The sequence below is a fragment of the Clostridium cellulovorans 743B genome, from assembly GCF_000145275.1.
GTDB classification, from domain to species: domain Bacteria; phylum Bacillota; class Clostridia; order Clostridiales; family Clostridiaceae; genus Clostridium_K; species Clostridium_K cellulovorans.
In genome coordinates this window covers 4,450,904-4,466,831 of the sequence record NC_014393.1, presented here as the reverse complement: position 1 = coordinate 4,466,831, position 15,928 = coordinate 4,450,904, and the positions used below count along the sequence as shown (strand labels likewise).

Below are 15,928 nucleotides of genomic sequence, written 5' to 3'. Positions count from 1 at the left end.
TAAACAGAAGCTTAATAGAGTAGCACCTACTATAATTTTATAGGAAGGCATGATAATATGGATGAATTATATGATATAGCTATAGTTGGCAGTGGACCAGCAGGAATATCTGCTGCTGTAAATGCGAAAATAAGAAACAAAAAGATTATTCTATTTGGTAATAAAGAGCTTAGTTCAAAGCTTACTTTAGCACCAAAAATAGATAACTATTTAGGATATTATAATATTACAGGTAAAGAACTAGCAGATAAATTTCTAGAACATCTAAATACTATGGATATTGTGATAAGCAAAGAAAGAATCAATAATATTTATGCTATGGGAAGTTATTTTAGTTTAATGGTTAATGATAAGGAATATAAAGCATCTACTGTGATTTTGGCTACTGGAGTACTCTTTGGTAAACCGTTTAAAGGAGAAGTAGAGCTTCTTGGTAGAGGAGTAGGATATTGTGCTACCTGTGATGCACCTTTATATAAAGGAAAACCTGTAGCTATAATAGGCTATAATAAAGAGGCAGAAGAAGAAGCAAACTATGTGAGTGAACTTGCATCAATCGTTTATTATATTCCTACTTATAAAGGCGAATATGAGCTTAGGAATAATATAGAGATTATAAAAGATAAACCTTTAGAGATTATCGGAGATTCACAGGTCCAAAAACTTTTATTAGCAAATGGTGAAATTCAAGTAGATGGAATTTTTATATTACGAGATAATGTAGCTCCAGAGCAACTGGTACCAGGACTAGAAGTAGATGAGAATCACATTAAGGTTGATAGAGAAATGAAAACTAATATTGAAGGTTGCTATGCTGCAGGTGATGTTGTAGGTAAGCCGTATCAATATATGAAGGCTATGGGTGAAGGGCAAGTAGCTGCACTTAATGCTGTAAGATATCTAGACAACAAGGCTATGAATAAGTAAAGCTTAGTTTATATGAGATATAAATATTTTCAATCTTCCTGTAAGTTATTTATGGATTTAGTTATAATCAACTAAAAAACTATTTTAGAGAAAAAGATATTATATAAAATATATTTTATATAATATCTTTTTCAATGTAAAGTCTTAAAAAAGTAAGACTATTTAGAAAGGGGATGTTACGCAGTAATTTATAGATTTAGCTGCGTAGCACCCCCTAGTTTTGCCTAAGAATACTATATTTATTTTATTGAAATTTTTTACTAGTTTAATTAGACAATATATCTTTAAAACATATTGACTATTTTAATGAAAAAAATACATGGTTACCTATCTGCGTAGGATTAATCTTTTCTATACTATGCATCCATGAACATGTAGCGGTTTGAGGGTTATAGAAATATAACGCATTGCCACTTGGATCTTTTCCTTCAAGAGCATCGTATACGGCCATGTAGTTGCTTTCCGTGGGAGTCACCTTAATTTCTCCATTCTCAACACATGAGAAGGCATTTTTCTGAAAAATTATATCTTCTAATTTATCAGAGTACTTTCCACTTTTCAATCTATTTAGGATTACTGATGCTACTGCTACCTGACCATCGTAGGGTTCCCCCCTACTTTCAGCATAAACTACCTTAGCAATAAGAGTGACATCATCTTTTGTTATGTAATAGTTTTTGCTTGATGTGCTAAGAACTTGAATTGTTTCGTCTTCAGCTTCATTTTCACTTATATCCGAATCTTTTAAAGTAATCATCTGATTCTTATTTTGAATTTGCGCATAAATTTTCTTTGGTACATAATTGGCAGAAAGCAACATACCGATACTCAAAAAAAAACATATCGCCACATTAGCTTTTTTCATTCTTATCCTCCTTATAACTTAGGCTAAGTATATTGTTCTCAAAGAAAAAAGTTTTATGCAAAAAAACTTTTTTCTTCTGAGAGACTTTATGACAATATATAAATTTTAAATCTTATACAGGATTCAATAAAATTATCTTGTTAGTACAGATTTGATAACTTCATAGTCTTTAAGAAAATCTTTGTAGCTATTGGTGACATTTTTATATAAACTATTAGGATCTTCATAAAGCTTATTCATAGTTTTCAAATCTTTTCTTTTTGTACTGGTTTTTTCTTCTTTTAAAGAATAAATAAAATCATATGTATAGGTTTTATATTGATATACAATAGATCTAAAGGTCTTCAAAGTAGGAGAAAGCCTTTCTTGAGGACTTAGTGAATCAAGTTCTAATAATATATTATCAATATCTTTTTTGTTATTTTCCATACTTAAAATTAATTCGTCATAAGAAGATTTCCCAGAACGAACAGAATTTAAGTTAATCATATAATTAGCTTTTAGATTACTAAAATTTATTATTTGTCTATCAAATGATATAAAGAAGTTGATACAATCTGATTTTATTTTAGATGCAGCTATATTCTTAGCAATAATTTCATCTGTAGCAGCAATCATGCTGTCAAAACTAGATAAAGCTCTGTCTGACAAAGAGAAACTCGTACTTCTAAAATTAGCTGATTCATAATTTTCAAGCATAGAAGCTTTATAATTAATTAAGTTGTCTTTGGCAATATCTAATTCATTTGACTCTTGATTGTTTAATATTAAATTCATTTGTTCCAAAAAGCTAATATTTGAGGAAAGTCCGTTTAATAAAGCTTCATGAGCGTCTGCATATTTAGCTATGTATCCTGTTGAAGGAATTGAACTTTTTAAGTTTTTTAATTCCTTTATAGTTTTGGGTATATCCTCCTTAGCAACATCGTAATCAATAGGTGCTATGGTTGAAATATTTGTTAATGAATCATTTATCGATACGATTTGTTTTTCATAAGCCTTTACGGAATTTTCATATTCTGTATATTGAGGTCTAGAAAAATACAAATAGCTTAAGAAATAAGATACTAGACCTAATAGCAAAATCGTGGAAGTTATCATTAGAATAATTGAACGTTTCCTTAATTTTTTATCTTTCTTATCTTTATTATCTTCCATATTGGACACTCCTTAAAATAGTACTTCATATATAATATGATAACACTTAATTGGTAATTATTACAAATAGATATCTATATAAAGTATTAACAAATTTCCATAAATTAAATCTTAGTAATAAAAATAAAATTATTGTATAATTAAAATAGCAATAAAAAAGAGGTGAGGTTTTGGAAACTTTAAGATTTTATTTAATCACAATAAAGAACATATCACTCTTTGATGTTTTGGATATAGCGGTTGTTAGTTATATCTTTTATAAAATATATGTGCTAATGAGGCAAACAAGAGCAGAACAGTTACTAAAAGGAATAATTTTAATTTTATTTTTGATTCCTATAAGTAGCTTTTTAAATCTTACTATGCTTAACTGGATATTAAATAAAACTATTACTATAGGTGTTTTATCAATTGTAATCATATTTCAGCCAGAGATAAGAAGAGCGCTTGAACATCTTGGTAGAAGTGCTTTTGCAGAGAGACCAATATTAAAAAATGAGGCAGAACTCACTAAGCTTATTGCTGAAATACTAAATGCAGTAGAAAACCTTTCTAAGGATGAAACGGGTGCATTAATAGTAATTGAGCAATTTACTGGCTTAGAGGATATAATATCTACTGGAACAAAGTTGGATGCAAATGTAACTACAGCGTTACTTGAAAATATATTTGTCGTAAACACTCCACTTCATGATGGAGCTACAATAATTAGAAATGATAAAATAGTGGCGGCAGGATGTTTTTTACCATTAAGTACAAATCATAGTATAGATAAGAAACTAGGAACAAGGCATAGAGCAGCATTGGGGATTTCAGAGATGTCTGATGCTCTTGTAATTATCGTGTCAGAGGAAACAGGTGTGATTTCGCTTGCTATAAATGGAAAACTTACAAGAAACTATACTAAGGAGAAATTAAGCGATATTTTATTCAGAATAATTAAGCTTAGATATTTAGATAAGAAATTAAGCTTTGGAGAGAAGGTGAAGCTATGGAAGAAAAAAATACTCCATCAACGATAATTAAGATTTTCTCATTCATAGCTGCTTTTATCCTTTGGATATACATATCAACAATCTATAATCCTATAAAGACTGTAATAATTGCAAATGTACCAGTTGAAATAAAAAATTCTGAGGGGCTAAAAGAAGTTTCTTTAATACTTATGCCAAAACAAACCTTTAAAGTTAATATTACCATTAAAGGTAATGCAAATATCATATATGGTATAAAGCCTAGTAACTTTAAATTAGAGGTAGACTTATCTAAGTATGCCATAAGGAAAGGTGATACAAAGATACCTGTGGAAATAATTGAGGCACCAAAGGATGTGACTATTTTAAAAGAAAGTGGTATATGGGTTGATATTGATGTGGATAATTTAGCGAAAAAAAGTTTACCTATAGATGTAGAGCTTTCTGGAGAACCTAGGAGTGGCGTTGTTTTTGGTCAAACAAAGGTTACTCCAAGTGAAATTACACTAACAGGACCAGAATCTTATGTTAATCAAGTAAAAAATCTCTCAATTAGTTGCACCTATGAAAATTTTCAAGAACAAGATTCGTTGCAATTGCCAATAGAAGCATTAGACGCAAATGGTAACAGGGTTACAGAGATATCTTTATCACAGGCTTTTGCAACTGTAGAACTGCCATATAATAATATTAAAAATGTACCAGTCAATATCAAAACTTTAGGGGTAGTTGGTGAGGACATTATTATAAAATCTATAGAGGCAGATATTCAGTCTGTTGATATTTCAGCTAGTGATGATGTTTTAGCAAATATTTCATCTATAGATACAGAAGCTATAGATTTAGCTACTATAAATTCTAATAAGACTATTGAAACTAAACTTGTAATCCCTAATAACGTAGAACTTATTTCAGCAACTAAAGGTGCTAAGGTCAAAATCACTGTTCAAAAAATTATTAGTAAATCAATAAATCTCAATATAGCTTTGAAAAACTTAGGAAGCCAGTTAAAAGGCGACTTAAGTGAGGTAAAAGCAAATGTTGTGGTTAAAGGTGTTGAGAATATAATCAATGAATTGAGTGCAGATAACTTTAATTGCTATGTAGATTGTAAAGATTTAGTTGAGGGTGAATATGAGCTTAAGGTAAATGTTTCTGTAAATAAGAGTGCATCTATAGTAGCAGTGAATCCAGAGAACGTAAAAGTAACTATTTCTAAATAATGAATACAAAGGAGAAGAAAATGCCTATTAGAATAAATAATTTAAATTTAAGTATTGATGAAGAGTTAGAGATTTTAAAAGCTAAGGTATGTAAAAAATTAAAGATAAGCGAAAAAGATATTAAAGAATTTTCTATAATTAGACAGTCAATTGATGCAAGAAAGAAAAATGCATTAGCTTTTAACTATAGTGTTGAAGTTAAATGTGACAAAGAAGATAAGGTTGTAGCAAGGTCTAATGACAATAATGTAAGGTTAGAAGTTACAAAGAATAATGATGAATTTCAATTTGGAACTATGTCTATGAAGCATAGACCAATAGTTGTTGGAATGGGGCCTGCAGGACTTTTTGCAGGTCTTATCCTTGCACAAAATGGATATAAACCTCTTATAATAGAAAGAGGGGAATCTGTTGATAAAAGAAGTAAAACTGTTGATAACTTTTGGAAAGGTGCTCCATTAAACGTAGAAAGTAATGTTCAATTCGGAGAAGGTGGAGCAGGAACATTTTCTGATGGTAAACTTACGACTCGTATAAAGGATCGCAGATGTGATTTGGTAGTGAAGGCGTTTATAGATAATGGAGCCCCAGAAGAAATAAGATATTTAGGAAAGCCCCATATAGGTACAGATATATTAAAGGATGTAGTTGTGAATATAAGAAAAAAGATAATAGAAAATGGTGGAGAGGTTAGATTTAACTCTAAATTACAGGACATAATAGCAAGGGATGGAGAAATTGAAGCCGTGGTGGCTAATGGTGAAAAAATTCCATGTGACAATCTTATCTTAGCAATTGGTCATTCATCGAGAGACACTTACGAGATGCTTTTTAAAAATAAAATTTTCATGGAACCCAAAGCTTTTGCAATTGGAGTAAGAATTGAGCATAGTCAAGATATGATTAATGAAAGCCAATATGGTAAGTTTAAGAACCATCCAAAGCTTAAGGCAGCAGATTATACTTTAACTCATAATACAGAAAGTGGTAGGGGGGTGTATAGTTTTTGCATGTGTCCTGGTGGTGTAGTAGTAGCTGCTGCTTCAGAGGAAAATAGATTAGTTACTAATGGAATGAGCTACTATAAAAGAGATAGAGATAATGCTAATGCGGCAATGGTTGTCACAGTAGGCCCAAAAGATTTCGGAGGAGATGCACCTCTTAGTGGAATGGAATTTCAAAGGAATTATGAAGCTTTAGCTTACAAGGTAGGTGGGGGAAACTACCATGCACCTGTCCAACTTTTGGGGGACTTTATGAAGGATGTTCCTTCAACTAAACTTGGAGCCATAAAGCCATCCTATGAACCAGGATATAGCTTTAAAAACCTTAAGGATTGTTTGCCAAGTCAAGTGATTGGAGCTCTAAAAGAAGGTATAACAGTTTTTGATAAAAAGATTAAGGGTTATGGTGACTATGACGCTATAATGACAGGAATAGAAACAAGAACATCAGCTCCAGTTAAAATAACTAGAACAGAAACTTTAGAGAGTATTTCCATTAAAGGATTATATCCATGTGGGGAAGGTGCAGGTTTTGCAGGCGGAATAATGTCAGCTGCAGTTGATGGTATAAAATGCGCTGAGGCAATAATGAAAAAGTTCAAAAATATATAGAATTGATTTAAAAAAAATAAGTTTTCATAAAATTCAGAAAATAACCGAAAATAACTAAATTTCTGGTAAAATAGAACCGTTAAATATTTCACAAATTTATTGGTATTATAATTTCAGAAGAATGAATTACTTAAGTATTCTCTTTTCAAAGTTTTACATTAGTTAATACTTAATTTATGGTAATTGCCGCGATATAAGTGAATATTATTAGATACTTAGGTTAATTATTTCACAAATGTTTTGAGTTATGTTGTTGAATCGTTATGTAAAGTTAGATGTCTTAACTTAATATATTATTAATAAAAACATTATTTTAGAATAAAAAAAGAGGTGCAGTTGGATGATAAAAAGTTTTGATGAGATTATATCAAAGGTAAAAAGCAGTAGCCTAAAAACAGTAGCAGTAGCAGTAGCACAAGATGAGCCAGTTTTAGAAGCAGTTAGAGATGCTAAAAAGAATGGAATTGCAAATGCTATATTAGTTGGAGATAAGGATGAAATTGCTAAAGTTGCAGCAGGATTAAATATGGATTTAGCCGACTTTGAAGTTGTAGATATAAAAGATCCTATAGAAGCAGCATTAAAAGCTGTAGAACTTGTATCAAGTAAAAAAGCTGATATATTAATGAAAGGTCTTATAGATACAAAAAACTTCTTAAAATCAGTATTAAACAAAGAAGTAGGTTTAAGAACTGGAAAATTAATGTCTCACGTAGCGGTGTTTGAAACTGAAGCTTTTGATAGATTAATTTTTTTAACAGATGTTGCTTTTAATACTTTCCCAGATCTTGATCAAAAAGCACAAATAATAAATAATGCAGTTGGCGTTGCAAGAGCAATAGGTTATGAACAACCTAAAGTTGCATGTGTATGTGCTGTTGAGGTTGTAAATAAAAATATGCCAAATACAGTTGATGGAGAAGCATTAACTAAGATGAATGCAGATGGTATAATTCCTCATTGTACAGTGCAAGGACCTTTATCATTAGATATAGCCTTATCAGAAGAAGCTGCACATCATAAAGGTGTTCAGGGTACAGTTGCAGGAAACGCAGATATTTTATTATTACCAAACATTGAAGCTGGAAATATAATGTATAAAACTTTAACTTATTTTACAAACCCTAAGAATGGTGGAATATTAGTTGGAACATCAGCACCAGTTGTATTAACATCAAGAGCTGACTCATATGAAACTAAAATGTATTCAATTGCCCTAGCAGCATTAAGCTGTGACCTACAATAATAAAAAATTTTAGGAGGAATTTGTCATGCACAAAATGTTAATGATTAACCCAGGATCAACCTCTACTAAAATAGCAGTTTTTGAGGATGAAAAAGAAATCTTCACTGAGACATTAAGACATAGTTCAGAAGAAATAGGAAAATATAATAGTGTTATTGCACAAAAAGATTTTAGAAAAGAAGTTATTTTAGATGTGTTAAAGCAAAAGGATTTTGACGTAAAAGATCTTGATGCAGTTGTTGGAAGAGGTGGATTATTAAAACCTATAAGCGGAGGTACATATGAGGTTAATGAACCAATGCTTAAGGATCTTCAAGTTTCTGTTAATGGAGAGCATGCTTCAAACCTTGGTGCACTTTTAGCAAATGAAATAGCAAAAGAAATAAGTGTAAAAGCATTTATCGTTGACCCAGTTGTTGTTGACGAGTTAGATGATGTTGCAAGATTATCAGGACTTCCTGAACTACCAAGAAAATCAATTTTCCACGCATTAAATCAAAAAGCTGTAGCTAAGAGATATGCAAAGGAAACAGGAAAGAAATACGAAGATTTAAACTTAATCGTATGTCATATGGGCGGAGGAGTTTCTGTAGGTGCTCATAAAAATGGAAGAATAGTAGAAGTAAACAACGCATTAGATGGAGAAGGTGCTTTTTCTCCAGAAAGAAGCGGAACTGTTCCAGCTGGAGATTTAGTAAGAATGTGTTTTAGTGGAAAATATACTAAAGAAGAAATTCTTAAAAAGCTTACTGGAAAAGGTGGCTTTGTAGCTTATTGCAATTCCAATGATGCAAGAGATGTTATTGCAAGTGCTGCTGCTGGAGATGCAAATGCTCAATTAGCTTTTGATGCTATGAGATATCAAATTTCAAAGGACATCGGAGCATGTGCTGCTGTTCTTGACGGTAAAGTAGAGACAATAATAATTACTGGTGGAATTGCTTATAATCAAGATACTATTAATTATATATCAAATAAAACTTCATGGATTGCACCAATTACAGTATATCCTGGTGAAGATGAAATGCTTGCTTTAGCACAAGGTGCTTTAAGAGTATTGAATGGTGAAGAAGAAGCTAAAGTATACGCTTAGTAGATATAGAAAAAACGCTAGCAATTGGTTGTTAGCGTTTTTCTATTGCAAGGTAGTTTAATAGAATAAGGTGTTAAAGTAAAATGCAGATATTATAGAAAATTCTTTGCTAAAGTGTTACAATACATTACAAAGGAGTGATTTTATGAGTAACATAGAATCAAAACTTAAAAGTGATGAAATGGACTTCTTTTTCAAAGCTATTTTAAGTTTAGAAACAATAGATGAATGTTATAAATTTTTTGATGACATAGCAACTATTAATGAAGTCAAAAGCTTAGCTCAAAGACTTCAAGTTGCGAAGATGCTTAGAGATAAAAAAATATATAATGAAATCGTTGAAGAGACTGGAGCGAGTACTGCAACTATAAGTAGAGTAAATAAATGCTTAAACTATGGAAGTGATGGGTATAAGATAATATTAGAGAGGCTTTCAGAGACGGAAGAGAAATAACCTGTACTATTATCTGTGAAGTTATGATATATTAATATAGGAAAAAATAGTTTAATTAAACTGAGAATAGAGAGAGGTAAGAAAATGAGCAGACTTTTTGGAACTGATGGAGTTAGAGGAATCGCAAATAGCGAACTATCATCAGAGTTAGCCTATAAACTTGGAAGAGCAGGAGCCTATGTATTAACAGAAGGCACACATAAGCCTAAAATAATAGTAGGAATGGATACTAGAATTTCTTGTGACATGTTAGAGGCAGCTCTAGTTTCTGGGATTTTGTCTGTAGGAGCTGAGGCAATATGCATAGGTGTAATTCCTACACCAGCAGTAGCATATCTTACAAGGAAATATAATGCCGATGCCGGTGTTGTTATTTCTGCTTCACATAATCCAGTGGAGTTTAATGGAATTAAATTTTTTAACTCTAATGGCTATAAGTTAAGTGATGAAATTGAAGATAAAATACAAGCAATAATAGAAAATGGCATGGATGAAATTCAAAGTCCAGTTGGAAGCCAAATAGGAAGAAAAATAGTAAATGATAAAGCAGAAGAAGATTATATAAAATATATAAAGAATACTATTGATGGAGACCTAAAAGGGATTAAGGTTGCGTTAGATTGTGCTAATGGTGCTGCATCACATGTAGCTGTTCAAGCGTTTAGAGAACTAGGGGCAGAGGTAGTAGTTATAAACAATACCCCAGATGGTTTAAATATAAATGATAACTGTGGGTCTACACATCCTGAAGAATTATTTGCATACGTAACAAGAAAGAAGTGTAATTTAGGTTTAGCATTTGATGGTGATGCAGATAGATGTCTAGCTGTTGATGAATATGGCAATCTAGTAGACGGAGATAAGATGTTAGCAATTTGTGCTAAGGATTTAAAGGCTAAAGGAAAATTATCTAAAGAAACTCTAGTAGTTACAGTAATGAGTAACATGGGCTTATTTTTAGCGCTTGATAGAGAAAAGATAAACAGTGTAAAGACTAAAGTCGGAGATAGATACGTATTAGAAGAGATGGTTAAAGAAGGTTACAATCTTGGTGGAGAACAATCAGGACATATAATTTTCTTAGATCACAATACAACAGGAGATGGATTATTAACAGCAGTTCAACTTGCGTCGATAGTAAAGCAAAGTGGAAAAAGTTTATCAGAACTTGCTACTATTATGAAGACATTACCTCAAGTGCTTGTTAATGCAACAGTTCCAAATGATAAGAAGAATATTTACTTAGAAGATCAGGAAATAATAAGAAAGATACAAGAAATAGAAGTAGCGCTTCACGGTACAGGCAGAGTTCTTATTAGACCATCAGGAACAGAACCTTTAGTGAGAGTTATGCTTGAGGGAGAAAACCAAATAGAAATCGAAGAGATGGCAAATGAACTAGCTCAAATGATTCTAGATAAGGTATAGATTAAAGCAATTAAAAAGAGAGGGGTTAGATGGGTAATAGTAAGTATAAAAAAATATTTATAACATTATCAATACTATTAGCAATGATCTTAATAACTGGAGGCGTTTTTATAGCCTTGTTATATTCTAAGTTGGGGAAGGTAGATCAAGTAAATATCTCAACCAATAATAAGGATTTAGGTATAAATACGCAAGCAGAAGAAACCCAGAAAGAAAATAATGATATAATAAATTTTGCTTTATTTGGTATAGACGCTAGAAATCTTCAGACTAATGATGATTCTAGGTCTGATACTATTATGATAGCAACAATAGATAAATCAAAGAAGCAAGTTCGGTTAAGTTCTATAATCAGAGATACTTATGTCAATATTGAAGATAGAGGCATGGATAAAATAAATCATGCCTATGCATTTGGTGGACCAGAACTTGCAATAAGAACAATAAACAGCAATTTTGACCTTGCTATAAAGAATTTTGTAACGGTTAACTTTGAAGGAATGTCAAAGATTGTTGATGCAGTTGGTGGAGTTTATATAGATGTAGACAGTGAAGAATTGAATTGTATAAATGAATATGTATTAGAAACAGCTAAACTCGAAGGGGTTACAGCTGATCCAATAACAAGTACAGGTCTACAAAAATTGAATGGAGTTCAAGCCACTGCATATTGTAGGATAAGATATACTTCAGGCGGAGACATGAAGAGGACAGAAAGACAGAGAGAGGTTCTGACAGTAGTAATGAATCAATTGTTAAAGTTTGATACCACAGAATTTATGAATGTAACAAATAGTTTATTAGATTATGTCCAAACTAATTTAAGTTCCACGGATATAATAGGAATGGGTGTTTCTATTTTAACTAGTGGTATAAATTCAACAGATGAGAGAATGTTTCCTTCACAGGATTATAGTGAAGGAAAGCTTATAAACAATATATATTATTACGTAACAGATTTAGATAAGGCAAAAATAGATTTACATGATTATGTATATGGAGATTAACTGCCTTTAGAGCATTGAGAGGGAAAGTACTATGATAAGACAGAATCAAAAGATTTTTAATGCGCTTTTAATTCCGATGGATTTAATTATTTTATTAGTATCTTTCTTAATTACATGGTATATAAGATTTAATAGTGGACTTATACCAGTTAGAGAGGTTTATTTAAGCTTTAATGAATATTTAGTTCCAGCGATAATAATTGCGCCGATATTTATATTGATAAATGCTATATTTGGTACCTATGTTACAAAACGATATAAGACTTTCTATGTAGAGGCAATAAAAATAATCCAATCAAATTTTGTTGCATGGATTATATTTATATTTTTATTATTTACTTTCAAAATAATAGATTACTCAAGATATCTTTTAGTAACGTACTATGTAGTATCTACCTTTGCACTTATTTTTTCTAGGGGGGTTATTAGACTTGTACAAAGAAGCTATAGAAGCAAAGGGTATAATAAATGGCATGTATTAGTTGTAGGCCACAGTGATATTTGTGCTAGATTTATCAGAAGAGTAAATCGTAATAGGCATTGGGGCTATAATATAGTTGGTATAATAGATGATAATTACAAAATAGATGCTGAAAATCATCAAGAGGTAGCATTAACCCAAGAGATACCTATTCTAGGAAAAATAGCAGACCTTGAAGATATATTAGAAAATACTTATGTAGATGAAATTTATATAACTTTAAATCTGGAGGAATATAAAAAAGTTGGTAAAATAATTGCGATAGCTGAAAAGCATGGAGTTCGTATAGAAATAATACCAGATTTCACAAAGTATATCTCTTCCAAGCCGGCCATTGATGAGTTTGATGGAATACCAGTTATCAATGTAAGACAAATACCTCTTGACGAAGGTATAAATAATGTTATTAAACGAACTGTAGATATTATAGGTTCCTTAATACTTATTCTTATAACGTTACCAGTAATGATATTTGTCTATATAACTATTAAAATAACTTCTCCAGGACCTGCAATCTTTAAACAGGAAAGAGTAGGTTTAAATAAACAAAACTTCACTATGTATAAATTTAGATCTATGAAGATTCAAAAGGAAGAAGAAGAAAAGGCAGAATGGACAACAGAAAATGATCCAAGAAAAACGAGATTTGGATCATTTATAAGAAAAACTAGTATAGACGAGCTTCCACAATTCTTTAATGTATTAAAGGGAGATATGAGCTTAATAGGACCAAGACCAGAAAGACCATTCTTTGTTGAAAAGTTTAAAGAAGAGATACCAAAGTACATGGTCAAGCATCAAATACGTCCAGGAATAACAGGTTGGGCTCAAGTATCTGGCTGGAGAGGGGATACCTCAATAGAAAAAAGAATTGAATACGATATATACTATATAGAAAACTGGAGTTTAGCTTTTGATATAAAAATTCTTTTCTTAACAGTCTTTAAGGGATTTGTTAATAAAAATGCTTATTAATTCTAAGTTGAAGGTAACAATATAATAAGATAGTAAAAAAAAGCTGCTTTATATAAAGCCACAGGCCTATATAAAGCGGCTATATTATTGTGTAAAGAGTTGATATGAATCTGTGGGTATCTATAAATTTATCCACATAAAGTTTAGTGAGAAAATTAAAAATGTGGATAAGTTAAGACGTTATTAAGAAGATATATAGGCTCAAAGATTGAAACTACATGTTGCTTTTATCTTTTATGTGATATTAAATTCAGATGCCTTAATCTGTGGCAAGTTAAAAAAAATCACGTATTATAATATAGAAGGCAAAGAAAAAAGTAGAAAAGCGCCAGAGCTATAAGAAAAGTAGCTGACGAGGACAGGGAGTATCGAGAATTCGGCGGATGCCCTGCGGTATGACATTGCCGAGAACCATTGACAAAGGTAAGAAGTGATTCTTATTACAAAAACAATGTGGTGTCTTGCCTTCTTATTATAAAAATAAGAGAGGGAGATTTAGAATATGTGCGGAATAGTAGGTTATTTAGGAAAAAGAAAAGCAGCTCCATTATTAATAGGAGGCTTATCAAAGCTAGAGTACAGAGGCTATGATTCAGCTGGAGTTGCAATCCTAACAAACACAGGAATTGAAGTTAGAAAAGTAAAAGGAAGACTTTTCAATTTAGAGAATGATTTAAACGAGAATCCATTAGAAGGGTCTGTAGGAATAGGTCATACTAGATGGGCAACTCATGGAGTTCCATCAGTAGGAAATTCTCATCCTCATTTAAATAAAAAAGGAACTATTGCTGTAGTGCACAATGGAATCATTGAAAATTATTTAGAATTAAGAGAATGGTTAGGAAAAGAAGGTTATACCTTTGTATCAGAAACAGATACAGAAGTTATACCACATCTAGTTGACTATTATTATAATGGAGATTTATTAGAAGCAGTTTTAAAAACAGTTGATAGATTAAAGGGAAGCTATGCATTAGGTGTTGTTTCAAAAGATCATCCTACAAAATTAATCGGAGTAAGAAAAGATAGTCCATTAATCGTTGGATTAAACGAAGAAAAGGATGAATATTTTATTGCTTCAGATATACCAGCTGTTCTTAAAGAAACAAGAAAAGTTTATTTATTAGATGATAAAGAAGTAGTAGTATTAGATACTGACGGAGCTAAAGTTTTTGACCTTAATGGTGAAGCTGTAAACAAAGAAGTGTTCAATGTAACTTGGGATGCAGATGCTGCTGAAAAAGGTGGCTATGATCACTTTATGCTTAAAGAAATCATGGAACAACCAAAGGTTATCAGCGACACGATGAAGTCAAGAATAGCTTTAGATCATGAGATAAAGTTAGATACAATTAATATCACTAAAGAAGATATAACAAACTACAACAGATTATATATAGTTGCTTGTGGTACAGCTTATCATGCAGGTCTTGTTGGTAAAACTTTAATAGAAAGACTTGCTAAAATTCCAGTAGAAGTAGATATCGCATCAGAGTTCAGATATAGAGAACCATTAATAGACGATAAAACTCTTATGATAGTTGTAAGTCAATCAGGGGAAACTGCTGATACTTTAGCTGCTTTAAAGCTTGCTAAATCAAAATGTGCAAGGGTTATCGGGGTAACAAATGTAGTAGGAAGTACTGTTTCTAGAGAAACTACAGATGTATTGTACACTTGGGCAGGTCCAGAAATTGCTGTTGCTTCAACAAAAGCATATGTTTCTCAGCTTATAGCAATGTATATCATAGCATTATTCTTTGCAGAAAAGAAAGAAACACTAGATGCTGCTGAAATAAACGCAATAAAGGAACAATTACTAGCTCTTCCAGAAAAGGTTGAAGAAGTTTTAAAATGCACAAAATCAGTTGAAAAATTAGCAGAAGAAGTTGCAAAGCATGAATATATGTTTTTCCTTGGAAGAGGACTTGATTATGCTGTTGCATTAGAAGGATCTTTAAAAGTTAAGGAAATATCATATATCCATTCTGAAGCTTATGGAGCTGGTGAATTAAAACACGGTCCAATAGCTTTAATAGAGGATGGAACTTATGTAGTTGCGCTTGCTACTCAAACTAATCTTGTAGATAAGATGATAAGTAACATCAAAGAAGTTAAAACAAGAGGAGCTAATGTTATTGGTGTTACCTTAAAAGGAGAAGAATTACTAGAGAAAGCTGTTGATGAGGTTTTATATATTCCTAAAGTAGATAATCTTGTTGCACCTGTTCTTGAAGTTGTTCCTATGCAATTACTTGCTTACTATACTTCTATCAAAAAGGGATGCGACGTAGACAAGCCAAGAAATCTTGCAAAATCTGTAACTGTTGAATAATTTTAATAATTGGCGGTTGGAGTGCGGCTTTGAAACAAAGTTTGATAAGTTGGAATAGAGTTTGGAAATTTCAAATAAAGTCACACCGTTTGAAAAAAAGTTCAACTATTTAAAAAGATGAAATTAAAATTGTAGAAGTAATATTA

General features: G+C 31.5%; 13 protein-coding genes. 11 read left to right on the top strand and 2 right to left on the bottom strand.

Annotation, left to right across the window (positions count from 1 at the left end):
• Window positions 1-57: 57 nt before the first annotated feature.
• Window positions 58-927, top strand: coding sequence for an NAD(P)/FAD-dependent oxidoreductase (locus CLOCEL_RS18345; protein WP_010073689.1), 870 nt, complete (start codon window positions 58-60; stop codon window positions 925-927).
• Between the two features lie 298 nt (window positions 928-1,225).
• Here CLOCEL_RS18345 and CLOCEL_RS18340 read toward each other — a convergent pair whose 3' ends face one another.
• Together CLOCEL_RS18340 and CLOCEL_RS18335 are read right to left on the bottom strand one after the other, a co-directional pair.
• Entirely contained in the window at window positions 1,226-1,792 is a 567-nt protein-coding gene (locus tag CLOCEL_RS18340; protein WP_010073688.1) for a cell wall hydrolase, read from the bottom strand.
• A 132-nt stretch (window positions 1,793-1,924) separates the two neighbouring features.
• Entirely contained in the window at window positions 1,925-2,950 is a 1,026-nt protein-coding gene (locus CLOCEL_RS18335; protein ID WP_010073687.1) for a hypothetical protein, read from the bottom strand.
• 170 nt (window positions 2,951-3,120) lie between these two features.
• On the opposite strand from CLOCEL_RS18335, the gene cdaA reads away from it, so the two are divergent.
• The 10 genes from cdaA (at window position 3,121) to glmS (ending at window position 15,782) form a co-directional block, all read left to right on the top strand.
• Complete coding sequence (gene cdaA, locus CLOCEL_RS18330; protein WP_010073686.1) at window positions 3,121-3,972, top strand: diadenylate cyclase CdaA; 852 nt, start codon at window positions 3,121-3,123, stop codon at window positions 3,970-3,972.
• Window positions 3,942-5,147 carry a CdaR family protein gene (locus CLOCEL_RS18325; protein ID WP_010073685.1) on the top strand — a complete coding sequence of 402 codons (1,206 nt, stop codon included), beginning with the start codon at window positions 3,942-3,944 and terminating at the stop codon, window positions 5,145-5,147. The genes cdaA and CLOCEL_RS18325 overlap by 31 nt, the downstream gene beginning before the upstream one ends.
• 20 nt (window positions 5,148-5,167) lie before the next feature.
• Window positions 5,168-6,763, top strand: coding sequence for an NAD(P)/FAD-dependent oxidoreductase (locus CLOCEL_RS18320; RefSeq protein WP_010073684.1), 1,596 nt, complete (start codon window positions 5,168-5,170; stop codon window positions 6,761-6,763).
• Window positions 6,764-7,103: 340 nt separating this feature from the next.
• On the top strand, window positions 7,104-8,009 hold the full coding sequence (gene ptb, locus CLOCEL_RS18315) for a phosphate butyryltransferase (RefSeq protein ID WP_010073683.1): 906 nt from the start codon (window positions 7,104-7,106) through the stop codon (window positions 8,007-8,009).
• Window positions 8,010-8,034: 25 nt separating this feature from the next.
• Window positions 8,035-9,102, top strand: coding sequence for a butyrate kinase (gene buk / locus CLOCEL_RS18310; RefSeq protein WP_010073682.1), 1,068 nt, complete (start codon window positions 8,035-8,037; stop codon window positions 9,100-9,102).
• 145 nt (window positions 9,103-9,247) lie between these two features.
• Window positions 9,248-9,556 carry a YerC/YecD family TrpR-related protein gene (locus tag CLOCEL_RS18305; protein WP_010073681.1) on the top strand — a complete coding sequence of 103 codons (309 nt, stop codon included), beginning with the start codon at window positions 9,248-9,250 and terminating at the stop codon, window positions 9,554-9,556.
• An 84-nt stretch (window positions 9,557-9,640) separates the two neighbouring features.
• On the top strand, window positions 9,641-10,984 hold the full coding sequence (gene glmM / locus CLOCEL_RS18300; protein ID WP_010073680.1) for a phosphoglucosamine mutase: 1,344 nt from the start codon (window positions 9,641-9,643) through the stop codon (window positions 10,982-10,984).
• Between the two features lie 29 nt (window positions 10,985-11,013).
• A complete protein-coding gene (locus tag CLOCEL_RS18295; protein WP_010073679.1) occupies window positions 11,014-11,991 on the top strand; it encodes an LCP family protein in 978 nt (325 codons plus the stop codon).
• 31 nt (window positions 11,992-12,022) lie between these two features.
• Window positions 12,023-13,447, top strand: a complete 1,425-nt coding sequence (locus tag CLOCEL_RS18290) for an undecaprenyl-phosphate glucose phosphotransferase (RefSeq protein WP_010073678.1) — start codon at window positions 12,023-12,025, stop codon at window positions 13,445-13,447.
• A gap of 502 nt (window positions 13,448-13,949) precedes the next feature.
• Complete coding sequence (glmS, locus tag CLOCEL_RS18285) at window positions 13,950-15,782, top strand: glutamine--fructose-6-phosphate transaminase (isomerizing) (protein ID WP_010073677.1); 1,833 nt, start codon at window positions 13,950-13,952, stop codon at window positions 15,780-15,782.
• Window positions 15,783-15,928: the final 146 nt, after the last annotated feature.

Bases quoted from the DNA above. Each gene is read 5' to 3' on its own strand.
- CLOCEL_RS18345 (WP_010073689.1), top strand. From the start codon at position 58: ATGGATGAATTATATGATATAGCTATAGTTGGCAGTGGACCAGCAGGA.
- CLOCEL_RS18340 (WP_010073688.1), bottom strand. From the start codon at position 1,792: ATGAAAAAAGCTAATGTGGCGATATGTTTTTTTTTGAGTATCGGTATG.
- CLOCEL_RS18335 (WP_010073687.1), bottom strand. From the start codon at position 2,950: ATGGAAGATAATAAAGATAAGAAAGATAAAAAATTAAGGAAACGTTCA.
- CLOCEL_RS18325 (WP_010073685.1), top strand. From the start codon at position 3,942: ATGGAAGAAAAAAATACTCCATCAACGATAATTAAGATTTTCTCATTC.
- CLOCEL_RS18320 (WP_010073684.1), top strand. From the start codon at position 5,168: ATGCCTATTAGAATAAATAATTTAAATTTAAGTATTGATGAAGAGTTA.
- ptb (WP_010073683.1), top strand. From the start codon at position 7,104: ATGATAAAAAGTTTTGATGAGATTATATCAAAGGTAAAAAGCAGTAGC.
- buk (WP_010073682.1), top strand. From the start codon at position 8,035: ATGCACAAAATGTTAATGATTAACCCAGGATCAACCTCTACTAAAATA.
- CLOCEL_RS18305 (WP_010073681.1), top strand. From the start codon at position 9,248: ATGAGTAACATAGAATCAAAACTTAAAAGTGATGAAATGGACTTCTTT.
- glmM (WP_010073680.1), top strand. From the start codon at position 9,641: ATGAGCAGACTTTTTGGAACTGATGGAGTTAGAGGAATCGCAAATAGC.
- CLOCEL_RS18295 (WP_010073679.1), top strand. From the start codon at position 11,014: ATGGGTAATAGTAAGTATAAAAAAATATTTATAACATTATCAATACTA.
- CLOCEL_RS18290 (WP_010073678.1), top strand. From the start codon at position 12,023: ATGATAAGACAGAATCAAAAGATTTTTAATGCGCTTTTAATTCCGATG.
- glmS (WP_010073677.1), top strand. From the start codon at position 13,950: ATGTGCGGAATAGTAGGTTATTTAGGAAAAAGAAAAGCAGCTCCATTA.